Origin of the sequence: Pseudomonas sp. DWP2-2, from assembly GCF_049897065.1 — a bacterium.
GTDB lineage: Bacteria > Pseudomonadota > Gammaproteobacteria > Pseudomonadales > Pseudomonadaceae > Aquipseudomonas > Aquipseudomonas paracarnis.
Window position 1 is genome coordinate 627,168 of record NZ_JAFCVN010000003.1, and the last position, 19,174, is coordinate 646,341.

The 19,174-nt window shown below is 60.4% G+C and carries 20 protein-coding genes; 8 read left to right on the forward strand and 12 right to left on the reverse strand.

From position 1 onward, the window contains the following. Window positions 1-21: 21 nt before the first annotated feature. A complete protein-coding gene (locus tag ACP7CZ_RS10200; protein ID WP_034125899.1) occupies window positions 22-402 on the reverse strand; it encodes a hypothetical protein in 381 nt (126 codons plus the stop codon). A gap of 147 nt (window positions 403-549) precedes the next feature. Here ACP7CZ_RS10200 and ACP7CZ_RS10205 point away from each other — a divergent pair, with 147 nt between their 5' ends. Together ACP7CZ_RS10205 and ACP7CZ_RS10210 are read left to right on the forward strand one after the other, a co-directional pair. Further along, the gene (locus ACP7CZ_RS10205; protein WP_054896417.1) at window positions 550-747 is read left to right on the forward strand and encodes a heavy-metal-associated domain-containing protein; all 198 of its coding nucleotides are present in this window, start codon (window positions 550-552) and stop codon (window positions 745-747) included. 86 nt (window positions 748-833) lie between these two features. Next, complete coding sequence (locus tag ACP7CZ_RS10210) at window positions 834-2,027, forward strand: multidrug effflux MFS transporter (RefSeq protein WP_034125901.1); 1,194 nt, start codon at window positions 834-836, stop codon at window positions 2,025-2,027. Window positions 2,028-2,035: 8 nt separating this feature from the next. Here the strand turns inward: ACP7CZ_RS10210 and ACP7CZ_RS10215 are convergent, their stop codons facing one another. The 3 genes from ACP7CZ_RS10215 to ACP7CZ_RS10225 form a co-directional block, all read right to left on the reverse strand. Further along, complete coding sequence (locus ACP7CZ_RS10215; RefSeq protein ID WP_014716767.1) at window positions 2,036-2,215, reverse strand: hypothetical protein; 180 nt, start codon at window positions 2,213-2,215, stop codon at window positions 2,036-2,038. Window positions 2,216-2,361: 146 nt separating this feature from the next. Continuing rightward, window positions 2,362-3,375 carry a zinc-binding alcohol dehydrogenase family protein gene (locus tag ACP7CZ_RS10220; protein WP_034125902.1) on the reverse strand — a complete coding sequence of 338 codons (1,014 nt, stop codon included), beginning with the start codon at window positions 3,373-3,375 and terminating at the stop codon, window positions 2,362-2,364. 137 nt (window positions 3,376-3,512) lie between these two features. Then, the gene (locus ACP7CZ_RS10225; protein WP_034125903.1) at window positions 3,513-3,806 is read right to left on the reverse strand and encodes a putative quinol monooxygenase; all 294 of its coding nucleotides are present in this window, start codon (window positions 3,804-3,806) and stop codon (window positions 3,513-3,515) included. 117 nt (window positions 3,807-3,923) lie between these two features. On the opposite strand from ACP7CZ_RS10225, the gene ACP7CZ_RS10230 reads away from it, so the two are divergent. The 3 genes from ACP7CZ_RS10230 (at window position 3,924) to ACP7CZ_RS10240 (ending at window position 7,245) form a co-directional block, all read left to right on the forward strand. Continuing rightward, a complete protein-coding gene (locus tag ACP7CZ_RS10230) occupies window positions 3,924-4,853 on the forward strand; it encodes a LysR family transcriptional regulator (protein WP_198791529.1) in 930 nt (309 codons plus the stop codon). A 134-nt stretch (window positions 4,854-4,987) separates the two neighbouring features. Next, complete coding sequence (locus ACP7CZ_RS10235; RefSeq protein ID WP_034125905.1) at window positions 4,988-5,674, forward strand: ArsR/SmtB family transcription factor; 687 nt, start codon at window positions 4,988-4,990, stop codon at window positions 5,672-5,674. A gap of 200 nt (window positions 5,675-5,874) precedes the next feature. Beyond that, window positions 5,875-7,245 carry an MFS transporter gene (locus ACP7CZ_RS10240; protein ID WP_054896421.1) on the forward strand — a complete coding sequence of 457 codons (1,371 nt, stop codon included), beginning with the start codon at window positions 5,875-5,877 and terminating at the stop codon, window positions 7,243-7,245. A gap of 126 nt (window positions 7,246-7,371) precedes the next feature. On the opposite strand, the gene ACP7CZ_RS10245 is transcribed toward ACP7CZ_RS10240, so the two are convergent. Further along, window positions 7,372-8,325 (reverse strand): adenosine deaminase, encoded by a 954-nt coding sequence (locus ACP7CZ_RS10245; RefSeq protein WP_294195948.1) that lies wholly within the window; start codon window positions 8,323-8,325, stop codon window positions 7,372-7,374. Window positions 8,326-8,518: 193 nt separating this feature from the next. Between ACP7CZ_RS10245 and ACP7CZ_RS10250 the strand changes: the two genes are divergently transcribed. Beyond that, window positions 8,519-9,610, forward strand: a complete 1,092-nt coding sequence (locus tag ACP7CZ_RS10250; RefSeq protein ID WP_003188263.1) for a calcium:proton antiporter — start codon at window positions 8,519-8,521, stop codon at window positions 9,608-9,610. 122 nt (window positions 9,611-9,732) lie between these two features. On the opposite strand, the gene ACP7CZ_RS10255 is transcribed toward ACP7CZ_RS10250, so the two are convergent. The 6 genes from ACP7CZ_RS10255 to ACP7CZ_RS10280 form a co-directional block, all read right to left on the reverse strand. Then, window positions 9,733-11,091: an 8-oxoguanine deaminase gene (locus tag ACP7CZ_RS10255; RefSeq protein ID WP_054918745.1), complete on the reverse strand. Its 1,359-nt coding sequence runs from the start codon at window positions 11,089-11,091 to the stop codon at window positions 9,733-9,735. 211 nt (window positions 11,092-11,302) lie between these two features. After that, on the reverse strand, window positions 11,303-11,989 hold the full coding sequence (locus ACP7CZ_RS10260) for an SDR family oxidoreductase (protein WP_054918743.1): 687 nt from the start codon (window positions 11,987-11,989) through the stop codon (window positions 11,303-11,305). Window positions 11,990-12,045: 56 nt separating this feature from the next. After that, on the reverse strand, window positions 12,046-12,627 hold the full coding sequence (locus tag ACP7CZ_RS10265) for an IMPACT family protein (protein WP_054918742.1): 582 nt from the start codon (window positions 12,625-12,627) through the stop codon (window positions 12,046-12,048). Between the two features lie 12 nt (window positions 12,628-12,639). Then, window positions 12,640-13,299: a TetR/AcrR family transcriptional regulator gene (locus tag ACP7CZ_RS10270; RefSeq protein WP_034125910.1), complete on the reverse strand. Its 660-nt coding sequence runs from the start codon at window positions 13,297-13,299 to the stop codon at window positions 12,640-12,642. A gap of 87 nt (window positions 13,300-13,386) precedes the next feature. Continuing rightward, window positions 13,387-14,781, reverse strand: a complete 1,395-nt coding sequence (locus ACP7CZ_RS10275; RefSeq protein WP_054918737.1) for a uracil-xanthine permease family protein — start codon at window positions 14,779-14,781, stop codon at window positions 13,387-13,389. An 88-nt stretch (window positions 14,782-14,869) separates the two neighbouring features. After that, entirely contained in the window at window positions 14,870-15,790 is a 921-nt protein-coding gene (locus ACP7CZ_RS10280; RefSeq protein ID WP_034125912.1) for a LysR family transcriptional regulator, read from the reverse strand. 126 nt (window positions 15,791-15,916) lie between these two features. Between ACP7CZ_RS10280 and ACP7CZ_RS10285 the strand changes: the two genes are divergently transcribed. Beyond that, window positions 15,917-17,266, forward strand: a complete 1,350-nt coding sequence (locus ACP7CZ_RS10285; RefSeq protein ID WP_054918734.1) for an aspartate aminotransferase family protein — start codon at window positions 15,917-15,919, stop codon at window positions 17,264-17,266. A 39-nt stretch (window positions 17,267-17,305) separates the two neighbouring features. Continuing rightward, window positions 17,306-18,799: a CoA-acylating methylmalonate-semialdehyde dehydrogenase gene (locus tag ACP7CZ_RS10290; protein ID WP_294195942.1), complete on the forward strand. Its 1,494-nt coding sequence runs from the start codon at window positions 17,306-17,308 to the stop codon at window positions 18,797-18,799. 112 nt (window positions 18,800-18,911) lie between these two features. Here ACP7CZ_RS10290 and ACP7CZ_RS10295 read toward each other — a convergent pair. Beyond that, on the reverse strand, window positions 18,912-19,174 hold a 263-nt coding region (locus ACP7CZ_RS10295), incomplete at its 5' end, for a hypothetical protein (protein WP_208727548.1).

Sequence of the window (19,174 nt, forward strand, 5' to 3'; positions counted from 1 at the left end):
TGGGAACGATCGTGGGGTTACTCAGTATTCCAGTTTCGCCGCTTTGAGGTACATACCGTCCGGGCCCAGTGCAATGCGTAATTTGCGTACATCACCGGCTTTCAAGGTGATGTTCTGCGCGGGAGGCGCGAGCATGCCTGGCAGACAGCCGGGGGCCTGACTCGGCAACACTTTCAGGCGCAGCGACACATCGCCGGGGGGAAGGTTGAAGGAGGTGGCCTGTTCCTGGAACAGACGCCCGGCCAGTTGGTCCTGGATATACAGGCCGATCTCGCAGTGGGTCGGCACTTCCAGGCGTTCGCGGGAAATAATCAGCACCGCATAATCTTCAGCTGCCAGGGCTTGGGGCGCAGCGGCAGGCAAGCTCATCAGGCCGGCAAGGGCAAAAAACGACCAGCGCATGGCGAATGCTCCATGGTTCACAGCTAGGGAGGTTGAAGCTTGGACGACGCCGCCGCCGAATACCAGCCCGGCAGAAATACTGAGAACTTGACCTTGCCATCATGGCAAGCTCGACACTGGGCTCAACCTCATCAAAGGAGTCATGTCATGCAAATATTCAGCGTTGAAGGAATGACCTGTGGCCATTGCGTTAAAGCGGTGACCCAGGCGGTACAGAGCAAGGATTCGGCAGCAAGTGTGGAGGTCGACTTGAAGGCTAAAGAAGTGCGGGTGGCAAGCAGTCTGTCCTCTGACCAAGTGATCGATCTGATTGCCGAGGAAGGCTACAGCGTCAAGTTGGCGTGATTTTCTGATCGTTAGCCACCTAACGTAATGTTCATGGCACCCAAGCGCGGCTAGACTGTCGAGCTGCCGACTCACTTGGGTGTCTGATGAACCTTCGCATAATCCTGATTCTGGGCGCCTTGAGCGCCTTCGCGCCGTTGGCGATCGACTTTTACCTGCCGGGATTTCCGGCAATGGCCTCGGCCTTCGCCACTGACGAAAAACATATCCAGCTGACCCTGGCGGTGTATTTCGCGGGCCTGGCTATTGGCCAATTGATCTACGGGCCGCTGGCCGACCGCTTTGGCCGGCGCGTGCCGTTGCTCAGCGGCGTCACCCTGTTTACCCTCGCGTCTTTCGCTTGTGCGTATGCGCCGTCCCTGGAATGGCTGATCGGTGCACGCTTCGTGCAGGCCCTTGGCGGGTGTGCGGGCATGGTGATTTCCCGGGCGGTGGTCAGTGACAAATGCGATGCCGTGGGTTCGGCCAAGGTGTATTCGCAACTGATGCTGGTGACCGGCCTGGCCCCGATCCTGGCGCCGTTGGCCGGTGGCCTGATGGTCGGCGTGTGGGGCTGGCAGTCGATTTTCCTGGCGTTGTCGTTGTTCAGCGTGATGGCGGCCATCGCCGTGGCGGTCGGGTTGCCGGAAACCTTCCCGGCCGATCAGCCGCGCCAGCCGTTGTCGGGCTCATTGCGCCGCTACGGCTCGCTACTGTCAGACCGGGTGTACCTGGGCTATGCCTTGACCGGCGGTATCTCGATTGCCGGAATGTTTGCCTACATCGCCGGTTCCCCCTTCGTGTTTATCAAGCTCTATGGCGTACCGGCCGAGCATTACGGCTGGTTGTTTGGCTCCAACGCCGCGGGCTTTATCCTGGTGGCGCAACTGAACGCAAGATTGCTCGCCAAGCGCGGCCCGGCGTTTTTGTTGTCGCGTACCGTGTGGGTGTACGTGGCGGCGGCGTTGACGCTGTTGGGAATTGCCGCGTTGCGCACTGAAGCGCTATGGCCGTTGTTGGTGCCGCTGTTTATTTGTATCGCCAGTCTGGGCTGTATTTTGCCGAATACCTCGGCCTGTGCCATGAGCGGGCAGGGGGCTCGGGCCGGCAGCGCATCGGCGTTGCTCGGTTGCATTCAGTTCGGTGTGGCTGCAGGGGCGGCGTCGTTGGTCGGTGTGTTGCACGACGGCACGGCGATGCCGATGGCCATGGTCATCAGCCTCTGCGGGGTGCTGGCGGTGACCATTGCCATGGCGACCCAGCGCCTGCAACGGGCAAGGGCCGTACAGGCGCAGGTCTGAAGTTGGGCTCAGCCAGCGGAACGTTGCTGGTTGAGAGGGAAGCGATGGGGCGCCTGGATCCGGGCCTGCAGCGTGTCGGCGAAGGCGCGGGCCTCGGCTTCACTGCGAAAGGTGATGGCCTCGCCGTCGAGACGAACTTGCCATTGGCTGCCTGGGGATTTTGCTAACGCTTTTATCAGGATTTTCATTGCTGACTTCCTCACGTAAAAGAATCGTGGCAAAGGCGGCCAATATAAACCTGAACGGGCGCATAAATATGACAAGGATCAACTCTCGGACTAATGGTGTCGTCCGTTACCTACGTGGATAACAGACGACACTGACAGCCGTTTTTTCAGAACCCTTCCAGCACGATCTTGCCCTTGGCCTTGCCGCTTTCCAGTAGGGCGTGGGCGCGGCGCAGGTTTGCTGCATTGATCACACCGAAGTGCTCGCCTACCGTGGTTTTCAGGGTGCCGGCGTCGATCAGTTCGGCCACGCGGTTGAGCAGGTTGTGCTGCTCGATCATGTCTGGCGTTTCGAACATCGAACGGGTGTACATGAACTCCCAGTGCAGCGACAGGCTCTTGCGCTTGAGCTTGCTCACATCCAGGGCCTTGGGATCGTCGATCAACGCCAGCTTGCCTTGGGGTTGCAGTGCTTCGACCAGTTGGTCCAGGTGTTGCTCGGTCTGGGTCAGGCTGGCGACGTGGGTCACTTGCCCGTGCCCGGCCTGTTTCAACACTTCGCTCAGCGGCTGGCTGTGGTCGATCACCACGTGTGCTCCCAGGGCCTTGGCCCATGCGTGAGTCTCGGGGCGCGAGGCGGTGCCGATGACCTTCAACGCGGTGAGCTGGTTGGCCAACTGAGTCAGGATCGACCCCACACCACCGGCAGCGCCGACGATCAGCAGGCTCTGGCCTTGATCGTCTTTGCCTTCAGTCACCTGCAAACGTTCGAACAACAGCTCCCACGCAGTGATAGCGGTCAACGGCAATGCGGCCGCTTCGGCAAACCCCAGGCTTTGGGGCATATGGCCGACGATGCGCTCATCAACTGTGTGCAATTCGCTGTTGCCGCCTGGGCGTACCAGGGAACCGGCGTAGTACACCTTGTCGCCGGCCTTGAACAACGTCACGTCACTGCCGACCGCCTTGACCACACCCGCCACGTCCCAACCCAGCACCTTGGCGGCGCCATTTTCCGGGGCGACGTTCTGGCGCACCTTGGTGTCCACCGGGTTGACCGAGATGGCTTTGACTTCCACCAACAGGTCACGGGGGCCGGCCACGGGGGCTGGTAGTTCGATGTCTTGCAGGGATTCTGGATCGGTGATCGGCAGTGAGGCGTAGTAGGCGATGGCTTTCATGATGACTCCAAGTGAATACGGTCAAGGTAGGAGCGAGCTTGCTCGCGAAGATCGTTAACGATGACGCGGTGTTTCTGGTTTCGCGCCTCGTCGTTGGGGTTTTCGCGAGCACGCTCGTTCCTACAAAAAAGGCGGGATCAGGCGAGAAATTTCAGGCGCTTGAGTTCGAAGTGTTCGATCACATCGGCGGCCTTGGCGCGAAAGCTCTGGATATGCGCGCTCTGGTCGTGGTCGGCCAGTGCAGCGTCGTCGCTCCAGCGCTCGAGCATGTAGAAGGTCTCGGGGTGTTGCAGGTCCTGGTGCAGGTCGTACTGCTCGCAACCGGCTTCCAGGCGGGTCGGTTCCAGCAGGCCGCGCAGCAGGGTTTCCAGGGTGGCGTGCTGGCCGGGTTTGGCGATCAGCGTGGCGATGACATTAAAAGCGGTGGGCATAGTCGACTCCGGGCACGGGCTAACGGGATGGGCAGATGATTGGCTATTTCCCACGCCGATAAAAGCGGCTAAAACAGCAGGCTGTTTCAACCAAATATTGATAATGAGCGGAAATGCATGCTGCGTTTTGATGATTTGCAGTTGTTTGTGCGGGCCGCCGACTTGGGTAGCCTGTCGGCTGCGGCGCGGGTCATGGACCTGTCACCGGCGGTGGCCAGTGCCGCGCTCAAGCGTATCGAACAGCAACTGGGTACGCGCTTGCTGGCGCGCTCCACCCGCAGCCTGCGCCTGACGGCCGAAGGTGAGGGCTTCCTTGCGTACGCGCGGGCGTCACTGAGCGCGCTGGATGAAGGGCGGCGCCTATTGGCCAGTGGCCAGGATCATGTCAGTGGTGTGCTGCAATTGTCGGCACCCTCGGATTTCGGCCGCAACCAACTGTTGCCGTGGCTGGATGCGTTCCAGCAGGAGCATCCGCAACTGAACGTGCGCCTGTTGCTCGGTGATCGCATCGCCGACCTGTTCCGCCAGCCCGTGGACATTGCCCTGCGTTACGGCGAACCCGAAGACTCCAGCCTGATTGCGCTGCCCATTGCCCCGGACAATGTCCGCGTACTCTGCGCCGCCCCCAGTTACCTCGCCCGGCATGGCGAGCCGCGCCATCTGGAGCAATTGGCCCAGCACAATTGCCTGCTGTACATGCTCGGCAGCCGCGTCCACGACCACTGGGGTTTTTACGATGGCAAGCGTCATGTGGGCCTGACGGTCAGCGGCGATCGCTTCAGCGATGACGCCGATGTGGTGCGCCGCTGGGCGGTGGCGGGCATGGGCATCGCCTACAAGTCCTGGCTGGATGTGAGCACCGATGTGCTGGCCGGGCGCTTGCGTCTGATCCTGCCGGAACTGCAGGGCGAGCGCACCCCGCTCAACCTGCTGTGCGCCCACCGTGCGCAATTGAGTAAACCCATCAATCTGCTGCGGGACATGCTCGTGTCCCGTTGTGCGACATTGACGGCCCAGCGACCGGGACGAATGGCTTCTCGTCAATAGCCTGCGCCACGCTCGGAAGTTTCACTCATATCTTGTCCTGATTTGCACCGTCAGACACCGGGGAACCTCCTGCCTGCGCACCTATACTTGGGCGTCAACCGCAGCAGAAAAATGGTTTAACAGGGAGTGAATACATGGGAGCAGCACCTTGCATCAGTCAGATCGCCAGCTTGCTCGCCGAGCCTAAACGCACGGCCATGCTCTGGGCCTTGATGGACGGTTCGGCGAAGACTTCCGAAGAACTGGCGACGCTGGCCGGGCTGTCGCCGGCGTCAGCCAATGCACATTTGGCGCGGCTGTCCGGCAGCGGCCTGTTGCGGATCGAGGCGCGGCGGGGCCAGCGCCTGTTTCGTGTAGCGGCGGCCGATGTCAGTGCTGCCATTGATGCGCTGGCCAGCACCACTATGGCCAGCGCGGCCCGCAGCACACCTGATGTTTTGCCAGCGGCGCTGCGCGCACCGCCATTGCTGCGCCGTGCCCGCTGGTGCCATGGCCACCTCGGCGGCGAGCTGGCGGCGCAGTTGTATCAACGGATGCTTGAGGCCGGGTGGATCGAGCGCCATGAGCCGCGTACAGAGGTGACGCCCAATGGCGTGCAGGCATTGGCGCAGCTGGGCATTTTTACCCAGGCATTGGCATCGCCGCTGGCCTGCGACTGTTTCGACTGGAGCCAGCAGCAACCCCACCTGGGCGGTGCGTTGGGGGCGGGCTTGATGCAACTGTTTCTGCAGGCGAACTGGATCAGCGTGATCAACGAGTCACGGGCCTTGTCGGTCAATGACCTGGGGCTTGAGCACATAGCCCGCATCGCCAAACTGTAGGAGCGAGCTTGCTCGCGAAAAACTCGAGTGCGCCGCGTTTTATCCAGAAACCCCGCGTTATCGTTGACGATCTTCGCGAGCGAGCTCGCTCCTACAGGCGCTGGCGTCGTTCTCAGCTGTCGTCAGGTCGCATCCAGCAATAGCCGGCGCAAACGATGCCGCACACTCGCAAGGGGGATTTTTCATACGAGGGGTGTGGCATGGGTAGGCAGGGTTATAGCGCGGCGGAACGCCTGGAACGGTTGCCCATCAGCGGTTACCACCGAATCATTTTCATCATCATCGCCCTGGCGTTTTTCTTTGACTCCATGGACCTGGCGATGATGACCTTCCTGTTGGGCTCGATCAAAACCGAGTTTGGCCTGAGCACGGCCCAGGCCGGGTTGCTGGCCAGTTCGAGTTTTTTCGGCATGGTGGTGGGCGCTTCGCTGTCCGGGATGCTTGCTGATCGATTCGGTCGCAAACCGGTGTTTCAGTGGAGCATCGTCCTCTGGGGGTTGGCGAGCTATTTGTGTTCCACGGCCCAGACGGTGGAGACGCTGACGTTGTTTCGGATCCTGCTGGGCATTGGCATGGGCATGGAGTTTCCCATTGCCCAGTCGATGCTGTCGGAGCTGATCCCCGCCAAAAGACGCGGGCGCTATATCGCCTTGATGGATGGTTTCTGGCCGTTGGGCTTTGTGGCTGCGGGCGTACTGTCTTACTTCTTGTTGCCGGTGATTGGCTGGCGCGACATCTTCCTGGTGCTGGCGGTACCGGCGGTGTTCGTGCTGGCCATCCGTTTCTTTATCCCGGAGTCGCCGCGTTGGCTGGAACAGGCTGGGCGCCATGAGGCGGCGGACAAGGTCTTGCTTGGCATCGAGCAGAAGGTGCGCGATTCCCTGGGCGGCGCCGACTTGCCGGAGCCAGTTGCTTTGCCACGGGTAGAGAGTACGCCGGGGACGTTTTTCTCCGCGTTCCAGCAGCTGTGGTCGGCGCAGTACCGCCAACGCACGATGATGATCTGGAGTGTGTGGTTCTTCGCCCTGCTTGGGTTCTACGGGCTGACGTCGTGGTTGAGTGCGTTGTTGCAGCAATCGGGTTTTGCCGTGACTCAGTCGGTGTATTACACGGTGATCATTTCCCTGGGCGGAATCCCAGGTTTTTTGATGGCCGCGTGGTTGGTGGAGCGCTGGGGACGCAAGCCTGTGTGCGTGGTGACCCTGCTGGGCGGCGGGGTGATGGCGTTTCTGTATGGGCAGAGCGCAGTGTTTGGCGGCAACGTGGGCCTGCTGATCACCTCGGGGTTGTTGATGCAGTTCTTCCTGTTTGGCATGTGGGCGGTGCTGTACACCTACACGCCGGAGTTGTATCCCACCTCGGCACGTGCAACCGGCTCGGGGTTTGCGTCGGCGATTGGGCGGGTTGGTTCGTTGCTGGGGCCGTTGGTGACCGGGTTGGTGTTCCCGATAACCGGGCAGGGCGGGGTATTTGCCTTGGGCGCGCTGTGCTTTGCGGTGGCGGCGCTGGTGGTGTGGCTGTTCGGGATGGAGACCAAGGGCAAGACCCTGGAAGAACTCACCCAGGCTTGAAGCTGATGGGGCCATATGGGAGCCGGGCTTGCCCGCGATAGCGGTAGGTCAGGCAATAAGAGGCTGGCTGATACACCGCTATCGCAGGCAAGCCAGCTCCCACAGGTTGAGTCCAAGTCTATTCAGTTACGGTTTCACGAGCCGCGCATCCAGACTGTTCTGCGCCAGGCGTTTGGCCTGGTCCTGGGTCATGCCCAGGGAGGTGTGCAGCGCGTGGAAGTTCTCGGTGACATAACCGCCGAAGTAGGCAGGGTCGTCCGAGTTCACGGTGACTTTTACACCACGCTCGAGCATGTCGAGGATGTTGTGCTGGGCCATGTCGTCGAACACGCAGAGCTTGGTGTTGGACAGCGGGCATACCGTCAGCGGGATCTGTTCGTCGATGATGCGCTGCATCAAGCGCTCGTCTTCAATGGCTCGCACGCCGTGGTCGATGCGCTGGATTTTCAGCAGGTCGATGGCTTCCCAGATGTACTCGGGCGGGCCTTCTTCGCCAGCGTGGGCGACGGTGAGGAAGCCTTCGTGGCGGGCACGGTCGAACACGCGCTGGAACTTGCTCGGTGGGTGGCCCATTTCCGAGCTGTCCAGGCCCACGGCCACGAACGCGTCACGGAACGGCAGCGCCTGGTCGAGGGTTTTCTGCGCTTCGTCTTCGCTCAGGTGGCGCAGGAAGCTGAGGATCAAACCGCTGGTGATGCCCATTTGCTGCTCGCCGTCTTTAAGCGCAGCGGCGATGCCGTTGAGCACCACTTCGAACGGCACGCCACGGTCGGTGTGGGTTTGCGGGTCGAAGAAGGGTTCGGTGTGGATCACGTTCTGGGCTTTGCAGCGCAGCAGGTAAGCCCAGGTCAGGTCGTAGAAGTCCTGGGACGTGCGCAGCACATCGGCGCCCTTGTAATACAGGTCGAGAAACTCTTGCAGGTTGTTGAAGGCGTAGGCTTTGCGCAGGGTTTCGACGTCGTTCCATGGCAGCGCAATCTTGTTGCGCTCGGCCAGGGCGAACAGCAACTCAGGCTCCAGCGAGCCTTCCAGGTGCAGGTGCAATTCAGCCTTGGGCAGGGCGTTGAGCCAATCGTACATTTTTAGAATCTCATCAGGTGCAATGGCGGCATTCTACAGGCCATGGCTGAAATAATCGGCAAAACCTGACCAGCAGGAGAGTATTTCTGTCACTCACGCAAGGGCGGCCTGAACTAAGGTGTAACGAAACGTTAGCGGCTCGGCGCAGTCTGTACCCCATCAATGACTGATTCGCTGTACGAAAAGGCCCGGAATGCTCACATCCCTCAAGCAAGAAAAATTCATGCTGCTGGCGCTGATTGCCGCCATCGCCGCCTACCCGCTGGAGCACTGGATGCTCCACAGCGGCCAACTGGTTGCGTTGCTGGCCGGCTTTGCGCTGATCGCGTTTATCGTGATGGCGTCGATGCGCGTGGCCCATCACGCCGAACAGTTGGCGGAAAAAGTCGGCGACCCCTACGGCACCATGATCCTGACCCTCGCCGCGGTATTGGTGGAAGTGGTGATCCTGGCGATCATGATGAGTAACGAGCCATCGCCCACCCTGGTGCGCGACACCATCTACTCAGCGGTGATGCTCGATATCAACGGTATCCTCGGCCTGGCCGCGCTAATGGGCGGCATCAAGCATGGCGAACAGTCCTACAACGATGACTCAGCGCGCACCTACAGTGTGATGATTCTTACCGCCATGGGGGTGTCGATGGTGGTACCGGAATTTATCCCCGAAGCGGACTGGAAAATTTACTCGGCCTTCACCATTGGCGCGATGGTGGTGCTTTACACCTTGTTCCTGCGCATGCAGGTGGGGCCGCACAGTTATTTCTTCAGCTACAGCTACCCGGAGAAACGCCGTAAGAAACAGCCGGAAGACGAGCACGCGCCGTCTGTCAGCCTGACGTTTTCCATTGCGACCCTGGTGTTTGGGGTGATCGTGATTGGCGCGCTGGCCGAGGTGATGTCCAAGACCCTCGACCTGGGCCTGGAAGGCACAGGCGCACCACCAGTGATTACCGCGATTGTGGTGGCGGCTATCTCGGCCGCTCCGGAAATCCTCACGGCATTGCGCGCCGCGTTGGCCAACCGCATGCAATCGGTGGTCAACATCGCGTTGGGGGCTTCGTTGTCCACGGTGATCCTGACGGTGCCGGTGATGGAAGCCATGGCGCTCTACACCGGGCAGCCGTTCCAGATGGCGATGACGCCGGTGCAAACGGTGATGGTGTTTATCACGCTGATCGTCAGCGCGATCAACCTCAACGATGGTGAAACCAATGCGATAGAAGGGATGACGCATTTTGTGTTGTTTGCGACCTTTATCATGCTGTCGCTGTTGGGGCTGTAACCCGATTTGAAAGGCGCCGCAGACCCAATGTGGGAGCCGGTTTTTGGGGGCGCTACGCACCCCAGCGGGAGCAAGCTCCCTCGCCACAGAAGCCCGCTCTCACATTTTGATTGGCGCCTGGCTTAGGTGCCCGCGATCAAATGGCGCGCGGCCTGGCTGTGATCGGCGATCAAGCCCTTGAGGTCCAGGCCTTCGACTTGACCGTCGATCACCCGCCACTTGCCGCCAACCATCACTCGATCCGCCCGGTCCGCGCCGCACAGCAGCAGTGCGGAAATGGGGTCATGGCTGCCGGAGAAGCGCAGCTCATCGAGCTTGAACAGTGCCAGGTCCGCCTGCTTGCCGACGGCCAACTCGCCAATGTCTGTGCGCCCCAGCAACTGCGCCGAGCCCTTGGTGGCCCAGCCCAATACGCCTTCGGGGGTGATCTTTTCCGCGCCGTAGCGCAGGCGCTGGATGTACAGGGCCTGGCGGGCTTCAAGGATCATGTTCGAAGCGTCGTTGGAGGCTGAGCCGTCCACGCCCAAGCCGATCGGGGCGCCGGCGGCGAGCAGGTCCAGAGTGGGGCAGATGCCGGAGGCCAGGCGCATATTCGAGCTTGGGCAATGGCAGATGCCGGTGCCGGCTGCGCCCAGGCGCTCGATTTCGTCCGGGTTGAAGTGAATGCCGTGGGCCAGCCAGGTGCGCGGGCCGAGCCAGCCGACGCTGTCGAGGTAATCCACGGTACGCAGCCCGAAGCGTTGCAGGCAGAAATCTTCCTCATCGAGGGTTTCCGCCAAATGGGTGTGCAGGCGCACGTCCAGCTGGTTGGCCAGCTCGGCGCTGGCTTGCATGATTTCGGGGGTGACGGAAAACGGCGAGCACGGCGCCAGGGCGATCTGGATCTGCGCACCGTCACCGCGCTGGTGATATTCGCGGATCAGGCGCTGGCTGTCTTCGAGAATCACCTGGCCTTGCTGCACGGTTTGCTGCGGCGGCAGGCCGCCATCGGCTTCGCCCAGGCTCATGGAACCGCGGGTGAGCATGGCGCGCATCCCCAGTTCACGCACGCTGCCTACCTGCACATCAATGGCGTTTTCCAAACCATCGGGGAACAGGTAGTGGTGATCGGCCGCCGTGGTGCAGCCCGAGAGCAGCAATTCGGCCAGGGCGACTTTGCTGGCCAGGGCGAGCTTTTCCGGGGTGAGCCGCGCCCATACCGGGTACAGGGTTTTCAGCCAGGGAAACAGCGGCTGGTTGACCACCGGGCCCCAGGCGCGGGTCAGGGTTTGATAGAAGTGGTGGTGGGTATTGATCAGCCCAGGCAGCACCACATGCTCGCGGGCATCGAACACCTGCGCGCAGGGTTGTGCAGGCGCTTGCCCTTGGGCCAGCACTTCGGTGATGACACCGTCTTGCAGCACCAGGCCGCCACGGGCATCGAGGCCATTGGCAGTGAAAATCGCGAGGGGGTTTTTTAACCAGATACGGGTCGCAGGCATTGGCCGGCTCCTCTGAATGATGGGTTCAGGTTTGCCAGCTCAGTGTTGCCCTGTCTGCTGATCCAGGGTCGCCGGGGAGGGCGAGGTGGGCAGTTTACCTCTGTGGGAGCGAGCTTGCTCGCGAAAATCGTCAATGATGACGCGGGCAGTCTGGTTTAACGCAGTGCTTGGGCGTTCTTCGCGAGCAAGCTCGCTCCTACAGTTGGGGGGGTTACCAGGTGATGGTGTCGCCCTTGTAGTCGACGAAGTGATGGCCGCCTTTGCCGGTGTAGGCATTTACCTGGTCCACCAGGCCGCGCACGCTGGTCTCGACGTCGATGTGGGCATTTTCGCCGCCCATGTCGGTCTTCACCCAACCTGGATGCAGCGACAGCACCGTCGGCTTGGGCTCGCCCAGTTGCGTGATAAAGCTATTGGTCATCGAATTGAGGGCGGCCTTGCTGGCCTTGTACAGCGCCAGGTCCGAGCCGTCGGGAATGGTCACGCTGCCCAGTACCGAACTCATGAAGGCCAGCACGCCGGTGTCTTTGCGGATCTGCCCGACAAAGCGCTGGGCCAGGTTGATTGGCGCCACGGCGTTGGTGAAGAACAACTGGCCGACTTCCGCCAGGGTCGCGTGGCCGGGCTCCTGGTTGGCCGGGCCCTTGACGCCGGCGTTGACGAACAGCAGGTCGAAGGTGCGGTCTTTCAGGCGTTGGGCCAGGGCGATCACGGCTTGCTGGTCGTCCATATCCAACTTCTCGATCTGCACCGGCCCCGCGGCTTTCAGGGCATCTGCCTTGTTCGGATCGCGCACGGTAGCGGTCACGCCCCAGCCGTCCTGGAGCAGTTGCTTGACCAGGCCAAGGCCCAGCCCGCGCGAGGCGCCGATGATCAGTGCGGTTTTTGGCGTAGACATGAAAGGCTTCCTTTGAAATCGCGGTTCAGGGAGTTCAGCGCATAACAGTAGCAGTTTCAGCGTTCGAGCAGGATGCGCCCACGGCTCAGGTCGGCGAGCTGGGTTTGCAGGGTGTCGATGTGCGCCTCCCCCAGGGCGAGTTGCAGCTCTACGCCGTTGGCGGTGAAGGTTTCTTCCACCACAAGCCCGCCGAGTTCAGCGACACGCAGCTTCACCAGGTTCAGCTCGGAGAAGCCACAGGCGCAGCTCAGAGGTACGCGGCTGATCAGCTCGATGCGCTCGGCATTTTGCAGGCATTTATTGGCCCCGCCGCCATAGGCACGGGCCAAGCCACCCGTGCCCAGTTGAATGCCGCCGTACCAGCGGATCACCAATACGGCCACCTGATCAAAGCCCTGGGCCTCGATGGCCGCGAGGATCGGGCGCCCGGCGGTGCCACCGGGTTCGCCGTCATCGCTGCTGCGGTATTGATCGCCCAGCTTCCAGGCCCAGCAGTTGTGCGTGGCGTTCAGGTCGCTGTGTCGCTCGAAAAACGCTTGGGCGTCCTGCGGGCTGGTAATCGGCGCCGCCAAGGTGATAAAGCGGCTTTTGCGTATTTCTTCACGAAACTCGCAAAAACCGGTGAGCGTAAAAGACATAAATCGCTTCGTTTATAGGGCTGGCTTGATGCCGCAGCCTTTGAGAATGATATGGATCAGATTGGTGCCGGCATCTTCCATGTCCTGCTTGGTCAGCTTGGTGCGACCGGTGACGCGGCAGATCTGGGTGGCGAAGTCAGCGTAGTGCTGGGTGCTGCCCCACAGCAGGAAGATCAGATGCACGGGGTCGACGGGGTCCATTTTGCCGGCGTCGATCCACGCCTGGAACACTGCGGCACGGCCACTGAACCAGGCCCGATAGTCCTGGCCGAAATATTCCGTGAGGCATTCGCCACCGCTGATGATCTCCATGGCGAAGATCCGCGAGGCTTGGGGTTGGCGGCGCGAGAATTCCATCTTGGTGCGGATGTAACGAGCGAGCGCCACGGCTGGGTCATCCTCGGCGGTCAGCGCGTTGAAGGTGCTGTCCCAGAGTTCGAGGATGTTGCTCAGCACTGCGATGTACAGGCCCAGCTTGTTGGTGAAGTAATAGTGCAAGTTGGCCTTGGGCAGCCCGGCGCTGGCAGCGATGGTGTTCATGCTGGTGCCTTTGTAGCCATGGCGCGCGAATTCATCTTCAGCAGCCTGGAGAATCGCTTGTTCATTCTTTTGCCGAATGCGGCTGGCGGGTTTACCGCCGTGGTTGCTGTGGGCAGGAACTTCGAGGCTCATGGAGGTTTCCGTGCTGATCGATAGAGACGACGTGTGCACAGATAACCCACCCTCAAGCCTCAGACAAGTCCTGATGCAATAAAACCGTCAAAGCGGTTCCAGGCTGTCGCGTTCCGGGGTGTGGTTTGCGGCGGTGGTACTTGCCTTGGCCTCCGGCAGTAACAGGCACAGGAGGATGGCGGTGATACCGCCGCTGGTGATGGCGGAGTCGAACAGGTTCTGCACCAGTGTCGGCATCAGGTGCAGCAGGTTAGGTTGCGCGGCGATACCCAGGCCAACACCGAACGAGGTGGCGATAATCAGCATGCTGCGTCGATCCAGCGGTGCCTGGGCGAGAATGCGCACGCCGGCCGCGGCCACACTGCCGAACATCACCAGGGTCGCGCCGCCCAGCACCGGCTTGGGGATTTGCTGCAGCACGGCGCCAATCAGCGGAAACAGGCCCAGACAGAACAGCAACACGCCGATGTATAAACCGACGTAACGGCTGGCCACGCCGGTGAGCTGGATCACACCATTGTTCTGCGCAAACGTGGTGTTGGGGAAAGCGCTGAAAGTGGCGGCGATCATGCAGCTCACCCCATCGCCGAGGACGCCGCCCTTGAGCCGGCTTATATAAGAAGGGCCGCTGATAGGCTGGCGGGCAATCATGCAATTGGCGGTGAGGTCGCCGACGGTTTCGATGCTGCTGATCAGATAAATCAGCGCAATCGGCAGGAAGGCGCTCCAGTCGAAGTTGAAACCAAAGCGGAATGGTGTAGGCAGGCTGACCAATGGCAGGTCAGGCAAAGCCTGGGGAACAAGTTTACCGCTGAACCACGCCGCGAGGCTGCCCAGGGCCAGGCCGATGATGATGGCCGACAGGCGTACCCAGGGCGTGTTCGAGCGGTTGAGCAGGATGATCGTCAAAACCACGAACAGGCCCAGCGCCAGGTTGGCGGGGGCGCCGAAGTCCGGTGCATTGAAACCGCCGCCGAGGTCGGTGATACCCACTTTGATCAGGCTGATGCCGATCAGCGTAATCACAATGCCGGTCACCAGCGGTGTGATCACGCGGCGCAGCTGGCCGATAAAGCGGCTCAATACAATCTGTACCGCCGCGCCAAAGAAGCACACGCCGAAAATCATCGCCAGAATGTCTTCCGGACTGCCGCCGCGTTGTTTCACCAGAAAGCCTGCAGACAACACCGCGCCGAGAAACGCAAAGCTGGTGCCTTGCAGGCAGATCATGCCGGCACCGATACCAAACGGCCTGCGTGCCTGGATGAAGGTGCCTACGCCGGAAACCATCAACGCCATGCTGATCAGGTAGGGCAAGTGGGCGGTGAGGCCGAGGGTGGAGCCAATAATCAGAGGCGGCGTGATGATGCCGACGAACGCCGCCAATACATGTTGCAGCGCCGCGAGGAAAGCGGGCAGTGGTTTCGGCCGGTCGTTGAGGCCGTAGATCAGGTCGCTGGGGCTGGAGGATTCTGGGGGCATGGCGGGTCAACTCAAGGCGGACGGTTCAAGGTCCTTGAGTCCTTGCAAAAAGCTGTCCATATGCTCAGCTTTTTGCGCGAGGCCCGAATCAGCGGGTGGCGGCCAGGCTTTCCAGGAAACTTTCCAGCACCAAATGAGGGCGACGGCCCTTGCGCGTGACCGATGCCAGGCTCAAATCGTAAAAACGTGTAGCCGGTTTCAGCGCACGCAGTCGGCCTTGTTGTACCCACAGGCTGGCGTAGTGATCGGGCAGGTAGCCGATATAACGCCCGGTGAGAATCAGGAACGCCATGCCTTCACGGTCTGACGCACTGGCGGTGCAGTTGAGCGCCTGGTAATGGGCCTGGATTTCCGCAGGTAAGCGGAAGGTGGGGGCGATGGCGTCCTGGCTGTCGACGCGCTCGTCGTCGAGTTGCTTGTTGTCGGCGTAAAACAGCGGGTGGCCGACCGCGCAATAGAGCAAGGAACGTTCGCTGTACAACGGCTGGTATTCCAGGCCCGACAGTGCGCTGGCCTGGGGCACCACACCGACGTGCAGGCGACCGTCGAGTACGCCTTGCTCCACTTCATTGGGGGCGATCATGCGGATCTGGATCTGCACGTCCGGGCCGCGTTCTTTCAACTGCGCCAATGCGTGGGTGATGCGCATATGGGGCAGAGTGACAAGGTTATCGGTGAGGCCAATGATCAACTCGCCGCGCAAATGTTGGTGCAGGCCGTTGACCTCGGTGCGAAAACTTTCCAGGGCACTCAGCAGTTGCAGGGCAGATTGATAGACCTCGCGGCCTTCTTCCGTCAGGGAAAAACCGGCGCGGCCGCGTTGGCAGAGCCGTAGCCCGAGTCGTTGCTCAAGGTCGCTCATCTGCTGGCTGATGGCCGAGCGCCCGATGCCGAGAACGGTTTCCGCTGCCGAGAAGCCGCCGCACTCCACTACGCTGCGAAAGATGCGCAGCAGGCGAATATCGAAGTCACTGACTTGGGCCAAAGGGTCGGGACGACGGCTGCTCATAGTTTAGTGAAGTCCTGACTGAAGGTTAGAAGAGTTGGATTTCACCGACTTTATCCCCGTGGCAATTTAGCTGCAACAACGCTTTTTCAATCCCGACGCTGCCTTTTGCCCTGCGAGGTTTTGCTGATGAACATGCCCGAAAACGCCCCATCGTCCCTGGCCAGCCAATTGAAGCTGGATGCGCACTGGATGCCTTACACCGCCAACCGCAACTTCCAGCGCGATCCACGCCTGATCGTGGCCGCCGAAGGTAGCTGGTTGACCGATGACAAGGGGCGCAAGGTCTATGATTCGTTGTCGGGCCTTTGGACCTGTGGCGCCGGGCATACGCGCAAGGAAATCCAGGAAGCGGTCGCCAAGCAATTGGGCACCTTGGACTACTCTCCAGGCTTCCAGTACGGTCATCCGTTGTCCTTCCAGTTGGCGGAAAAAATCACCGACCTGACCCCAGGCAACCTGAATCATGTGTTCTTCACCGATTCGGGCTCTGAATGTGCCGATACGGCGGTGAAGATGGTGCGGGCCTACTGGCGCCTGAAAGGCCAGGCCACGAAGACCAAGATGATTGGTCGCGCCCGTGGTTACCACGGCGTTAACATTGCCGGTACCAGCCTGGGCGGTGTGAACGGTAACCGTAAGCTGTTTGGCCAGGCGATGATGGATGTTGACCATCTGCCTCACACCTTGCTGGCCAGCAACGCTTTCTCCCGGGGTATGCCGGAGCTGGGCGGCATCGCGCTGGCCGATGAGTTGCTCAAGTTGATCGAGCTGCATGACGCGTCGAACATTGCGGCCGTATTTGTCGAGCCTATGGCCGGTTCCGCTGGGGTATTGGTGCCACCGCAGGGGTATCTCAAGCGTCTGCGCGAAATTTGCGACCAGCACAATATCCTGTTGGTGTTCGACGAAGTGATCACGGGCTTTGGCCGCACCGGCTCGATGTTCGGTGCCGACAGCTTCGGCGTGACCCCGGACCTGATGTGCATTGCCAAGCAAGTCACCAACGGCGCGATTCCGATGGGCGCGGTGATTGCCAGCAGCGAGATCTACCAGACCTTCATGAACCAGGCGACGCCGGAATACGCAGTGGAATTCCCCCACGGCTACACCTACTCGGCGCACCCGGTAGCTTGCGCGGCGGGCTTGGCGGCATTGGACCTGTTGCAGAAAGAAAACCTGGTGCAGAGCGTAGCCGAAGTCGCGCCGCACTTTGAGAATGCGCTGCACGGTTTGAAGGGCAGCAAGAATGTGATCGACATTCGCAACTACGGCCTGGCCGGTGCGATTCAGATTTCCCCACGTGATGGAGATGCCATCGTGCGTCCATTCGAGGCCGGCATGGCGTTGTGGAAGGCCGGTTTCTATGTGCGTTTTGGCGGCGACACCCTGCAGTTCGGGCCAACCTTCAACAGCAAGCCGCAGGACCTGGACCGTCTGTTTGACGCGGTCGGCGAAGTGCTGAACAAGATCGACTGATTTCTCCTTCTATATAGAACAATTTTTCAGGAGCCCTGCATGAGCCTTATCCAGCATTTGATCAGCGGTGAACTGGTCAACGACAGCGGTCGTAGTGCCGACGTCTATAACCCGTCTACCGGGCAGGTGATTCACCAGGTGCCTTTGGCCAGTCGTGAAACCATTCAACAGGCGATTGACTCAGCCAAGGCGGCGTTTCCGGCTTGGCGCAATACGCCGCCGGCCAAGCGTGCCCAAGTGATGTTTCGTTTCAAGCAACTGCTGGAGCAGAACGAAGCACGGATCTCGCAGTTGATCAGCGAAGAACATGGCAAGACCCTGGAAGACGCCGCGGGTGAACTCAAGCGTGGGATCGAGAACGTGGAGTACGCGTGCTCGGCGCCGGAGATTCTCAAGGGTGAATACAGCCGCAACGTAGGGCCGAACATTGATGCGTGGTCGGACTTCCAGCCGTTGGGCGTAGTGGCGGGTATCACCCCGTTCAACTTCCCGGCGATGGTGCCGTTGTGGATGTACCCGCTGGCGATTGTCTGCGGTAACTGTTTCATCCTTAAACCTTCAGAGCGCGACCCGAGTTCGACGCTGTTGATCGCGCAGCTGTTGCAGGAAGCCGGATTGCCCAAAGGCGTGCTCAGCGTGGTGCATGGCGACAAGGGCGCGGTGGACGCATTGATCGAAGCGCCGGAAGTCAAAGCCTTGAGCTTTGTAGGTTCGACGCCGATTGCCGAGTACATCTATTCCGAAGCGACCAAACGCGGCAAGCGCGTGCAGGCGCTGGGTGGGGCGAAGAATCACGCGGTGCTGATGCCGGATGCAGACCTGGATAACGCTGTGAGTGCCCTGATGGGCGCGGCTTATGGTTCCTGCGGTGAGCGTTGCATGGCGATCTCGGTGGCTGTGTGCGTGGGCGACCAGGTAGCGGATGCGTTGATCGCCAAGCTGGCGCCTCAGGTCAAGGCGTTGAAGATTGGTGCGGGCACTTCTTTCGGGCTGGATATGGGCCCGTTGGTGACGGGGCAGGCGCGAGATAAAGTCAGTGGCTATATAGAGGACGGTGTGTCGGCGGGGGCTGAGCTGGTCGTTGACGGCCGTGGCTTGAGTGTTGCAGGGCATGAGCAAGGTTTTTTCCTCGGTGGCAGCTTGTTTGACCGCGTCACCCCTGAGATGCGTATCTATAAAGAAGAGATCTTTGGGCCGGTGCTGTGCGTAGTGCGGGTGGATAGCCTGGAAGCGGCGATGCAGCTGATCAACGATCATGAATACGGCAACGGTACTTGTATCTTCACCCGTGACGGTGAAGCGGCGCGCCTGTTCTGTGATGAGATTGAAGTCGGCATGGTGGGGGTGAACGTGCCGCTGCCGGTGCCGGTTGCGTATCACAGCTTTGGTGGCTGGAAGCGTTCGCTGTTTGGCGACTTGCATGCCTATGGGCCGGACGGGGTGCGTTTCTATACCCGTCGCAAGGCAATCACCCAGCGTTGGCCGCAACGGGCCAGCCATGAAGCGTCGCAATTCGCCTTCCCTAGCCTGTAAGGCTCGGTAGGTAAAAGGCCGGCCCCTTGGGGCCGGCCTTTGCATTATTGGGGCTTTTTTGACTTATATGACAGAAATGTGAAAAAGAAGGTTGACGGCAGATTCTGGAAGCCTATAATTCGCCCCACTTCCGGCGCAGTCGAAACGGAAAACTCCTTGGTAAACAATGAGTTATGCAGTTTTCGGCAGCAAGTTGCTTCAGTTCATCGAAGCCAAAAGGAAGTTGAAAAAGAGGTGTTGACAGCAGCGTGTAACGCTGTAGAATTCGCCTCCCGCTTACGAGAGATCGCAAGCGCAAGTGGTTGAAGTTGTTGAAGAAATCTTCGAAAACTTCTGAAAATAACCACTTGACAGCAAATGAGGCTGCTGTAGAAT

Coding starts and splice junctions, on each gene's coding strand:
- ACP7CZ_RS10250 (WP_003188263.1), top strand. CDS start 8,519: ATGCTCACATCCCTCAAGCAAGAAAAATTCATGCTGCTGGCGCTGATT.
- ACP7CZ_RS10270 (WP_034125910.1), bottom strand. CDS start 13,299: ATGAGCCTCGAAGTTCCTGCCCACAGCAACCACGGCGGTAAACCCGCC.
- ACP7CZ_RS10230 (WP_198791529.1), top strand. CDS start 3,924: ATGCTGCGTTTTGATGATTTGCAGTTGTTTGTGCGGGCCGCCGACTTG.
- ACP7CZ_RS10285 (WP_054918734.1), top strand. CDS start 15,917: ATGAACATGCCCGAAAACGCCCCATCGTCCCTGGCCAGCCAATTGAAG.
- ACP7CZ_RS10240 (WP_054896421.1), top strand. CDS start 5,875: ATGGGTAGGCAGGGTTATAGCGCGGCGGAACGCCTGGAACGGTTGCCC.
- ACP7CZ_RS10235 (WP_034125905.1), top strand. CDS start 4,988: ATGGGAGCAGCACCTTGCATCAGTCAGATCGCCAGCTTGCTCGCCGAG.
- ACP7CZ_RS10200 (WP_034125899.1), bottom strand. CDS start 402: ATGCGCTGGTCGTTTTTTGCCCTTGCCGGCCTGATGAGCTTGCCTGCC.
- ACP7CZ_RS10210 (WP_034125901.1), top strand. CDS start 834: ATGAACCTTCGCATAATCCTGATTCTGGGCGCCTTGAGCGCCTTCGCG.
- ACP7CZ_RS10225 (WP_034125903.1), bottom strand. CDS start 3,806: ATGCCCACCGCTTTTAATGTCATCGCCACGCTGATCGCCAAACCCGGC.
- ACP7CZ_RS10290 (WP_294195942.1), top strand. CDS start 17,306: ATGAGCCTTATCCAGCATTTGATCAGCGGTGAACTGGTCAACGACAGC.
- ACP7CZ_RS10265 (WP_054918742.1), bottom strand. CDS start 12,627: ATGTCTTTTACGCTCACCGGTTTTTGCGAGTTTCGTGAAGAAATACGC.
- ACP7CZ_RS10205 (WP_054896417.1), top strand. CDS start 550: ATGCAAATATTCAGCGTTGAAGGAATGACCTGTGGCCATTGCGTTAAA.
- ACP7CZ_RS10275 (WP_054918737.1), bottom strand. CDS start 14,781: ATGCCCCCAGAATCCTCCAGCCCCAGCGACCTGATCTACGGCCTCAAC.
- ACP7CZ_RS10260 (WP_054918743.1), bottom strand. CDS start 11,989: ATGTCTACGCCAAAAACCGCACTGATCATCGGCGCCTCGCGCGGGCTG.
- ACP7CZ_RS10245 (WP_294195948.1), bottom strand. CDS start 8,325: ATGTACGATTGGCTCAACGCCCTGCCCAAGGCTGAATTGCACCTGCAC.
- ACP7CZ_RS10220 (WP_034125902.1), bottom strand. CDS start 3,375: ATGAAAGCCATCGCCTACTACGCCTCACTGCCGATCACCGATCCAGAA.
- ACP7CZ_RS10215 (WP_014716767.1), bottom strand. CDS start 2,215: ATGAAAATCCTGATAAAAGCGTTAGCAAAATCCCCAGGCAGCCAATGG.
- ACP7CZ_RS10255 (WP_054918745.1), bottom strand. CDS start 11,091: ATGCCTGCGACCCGTATCTGGTTAAAAAACCCCCTCGCGATTTTCACT.
- ACP7CZ_RS10280 (WP_034125912.1), bottom strand. CDS start 15,790: ATGAGCAGCCGTCGTCCCGACCCTTTGGCCCAAGTCAGTGACTTCGAT.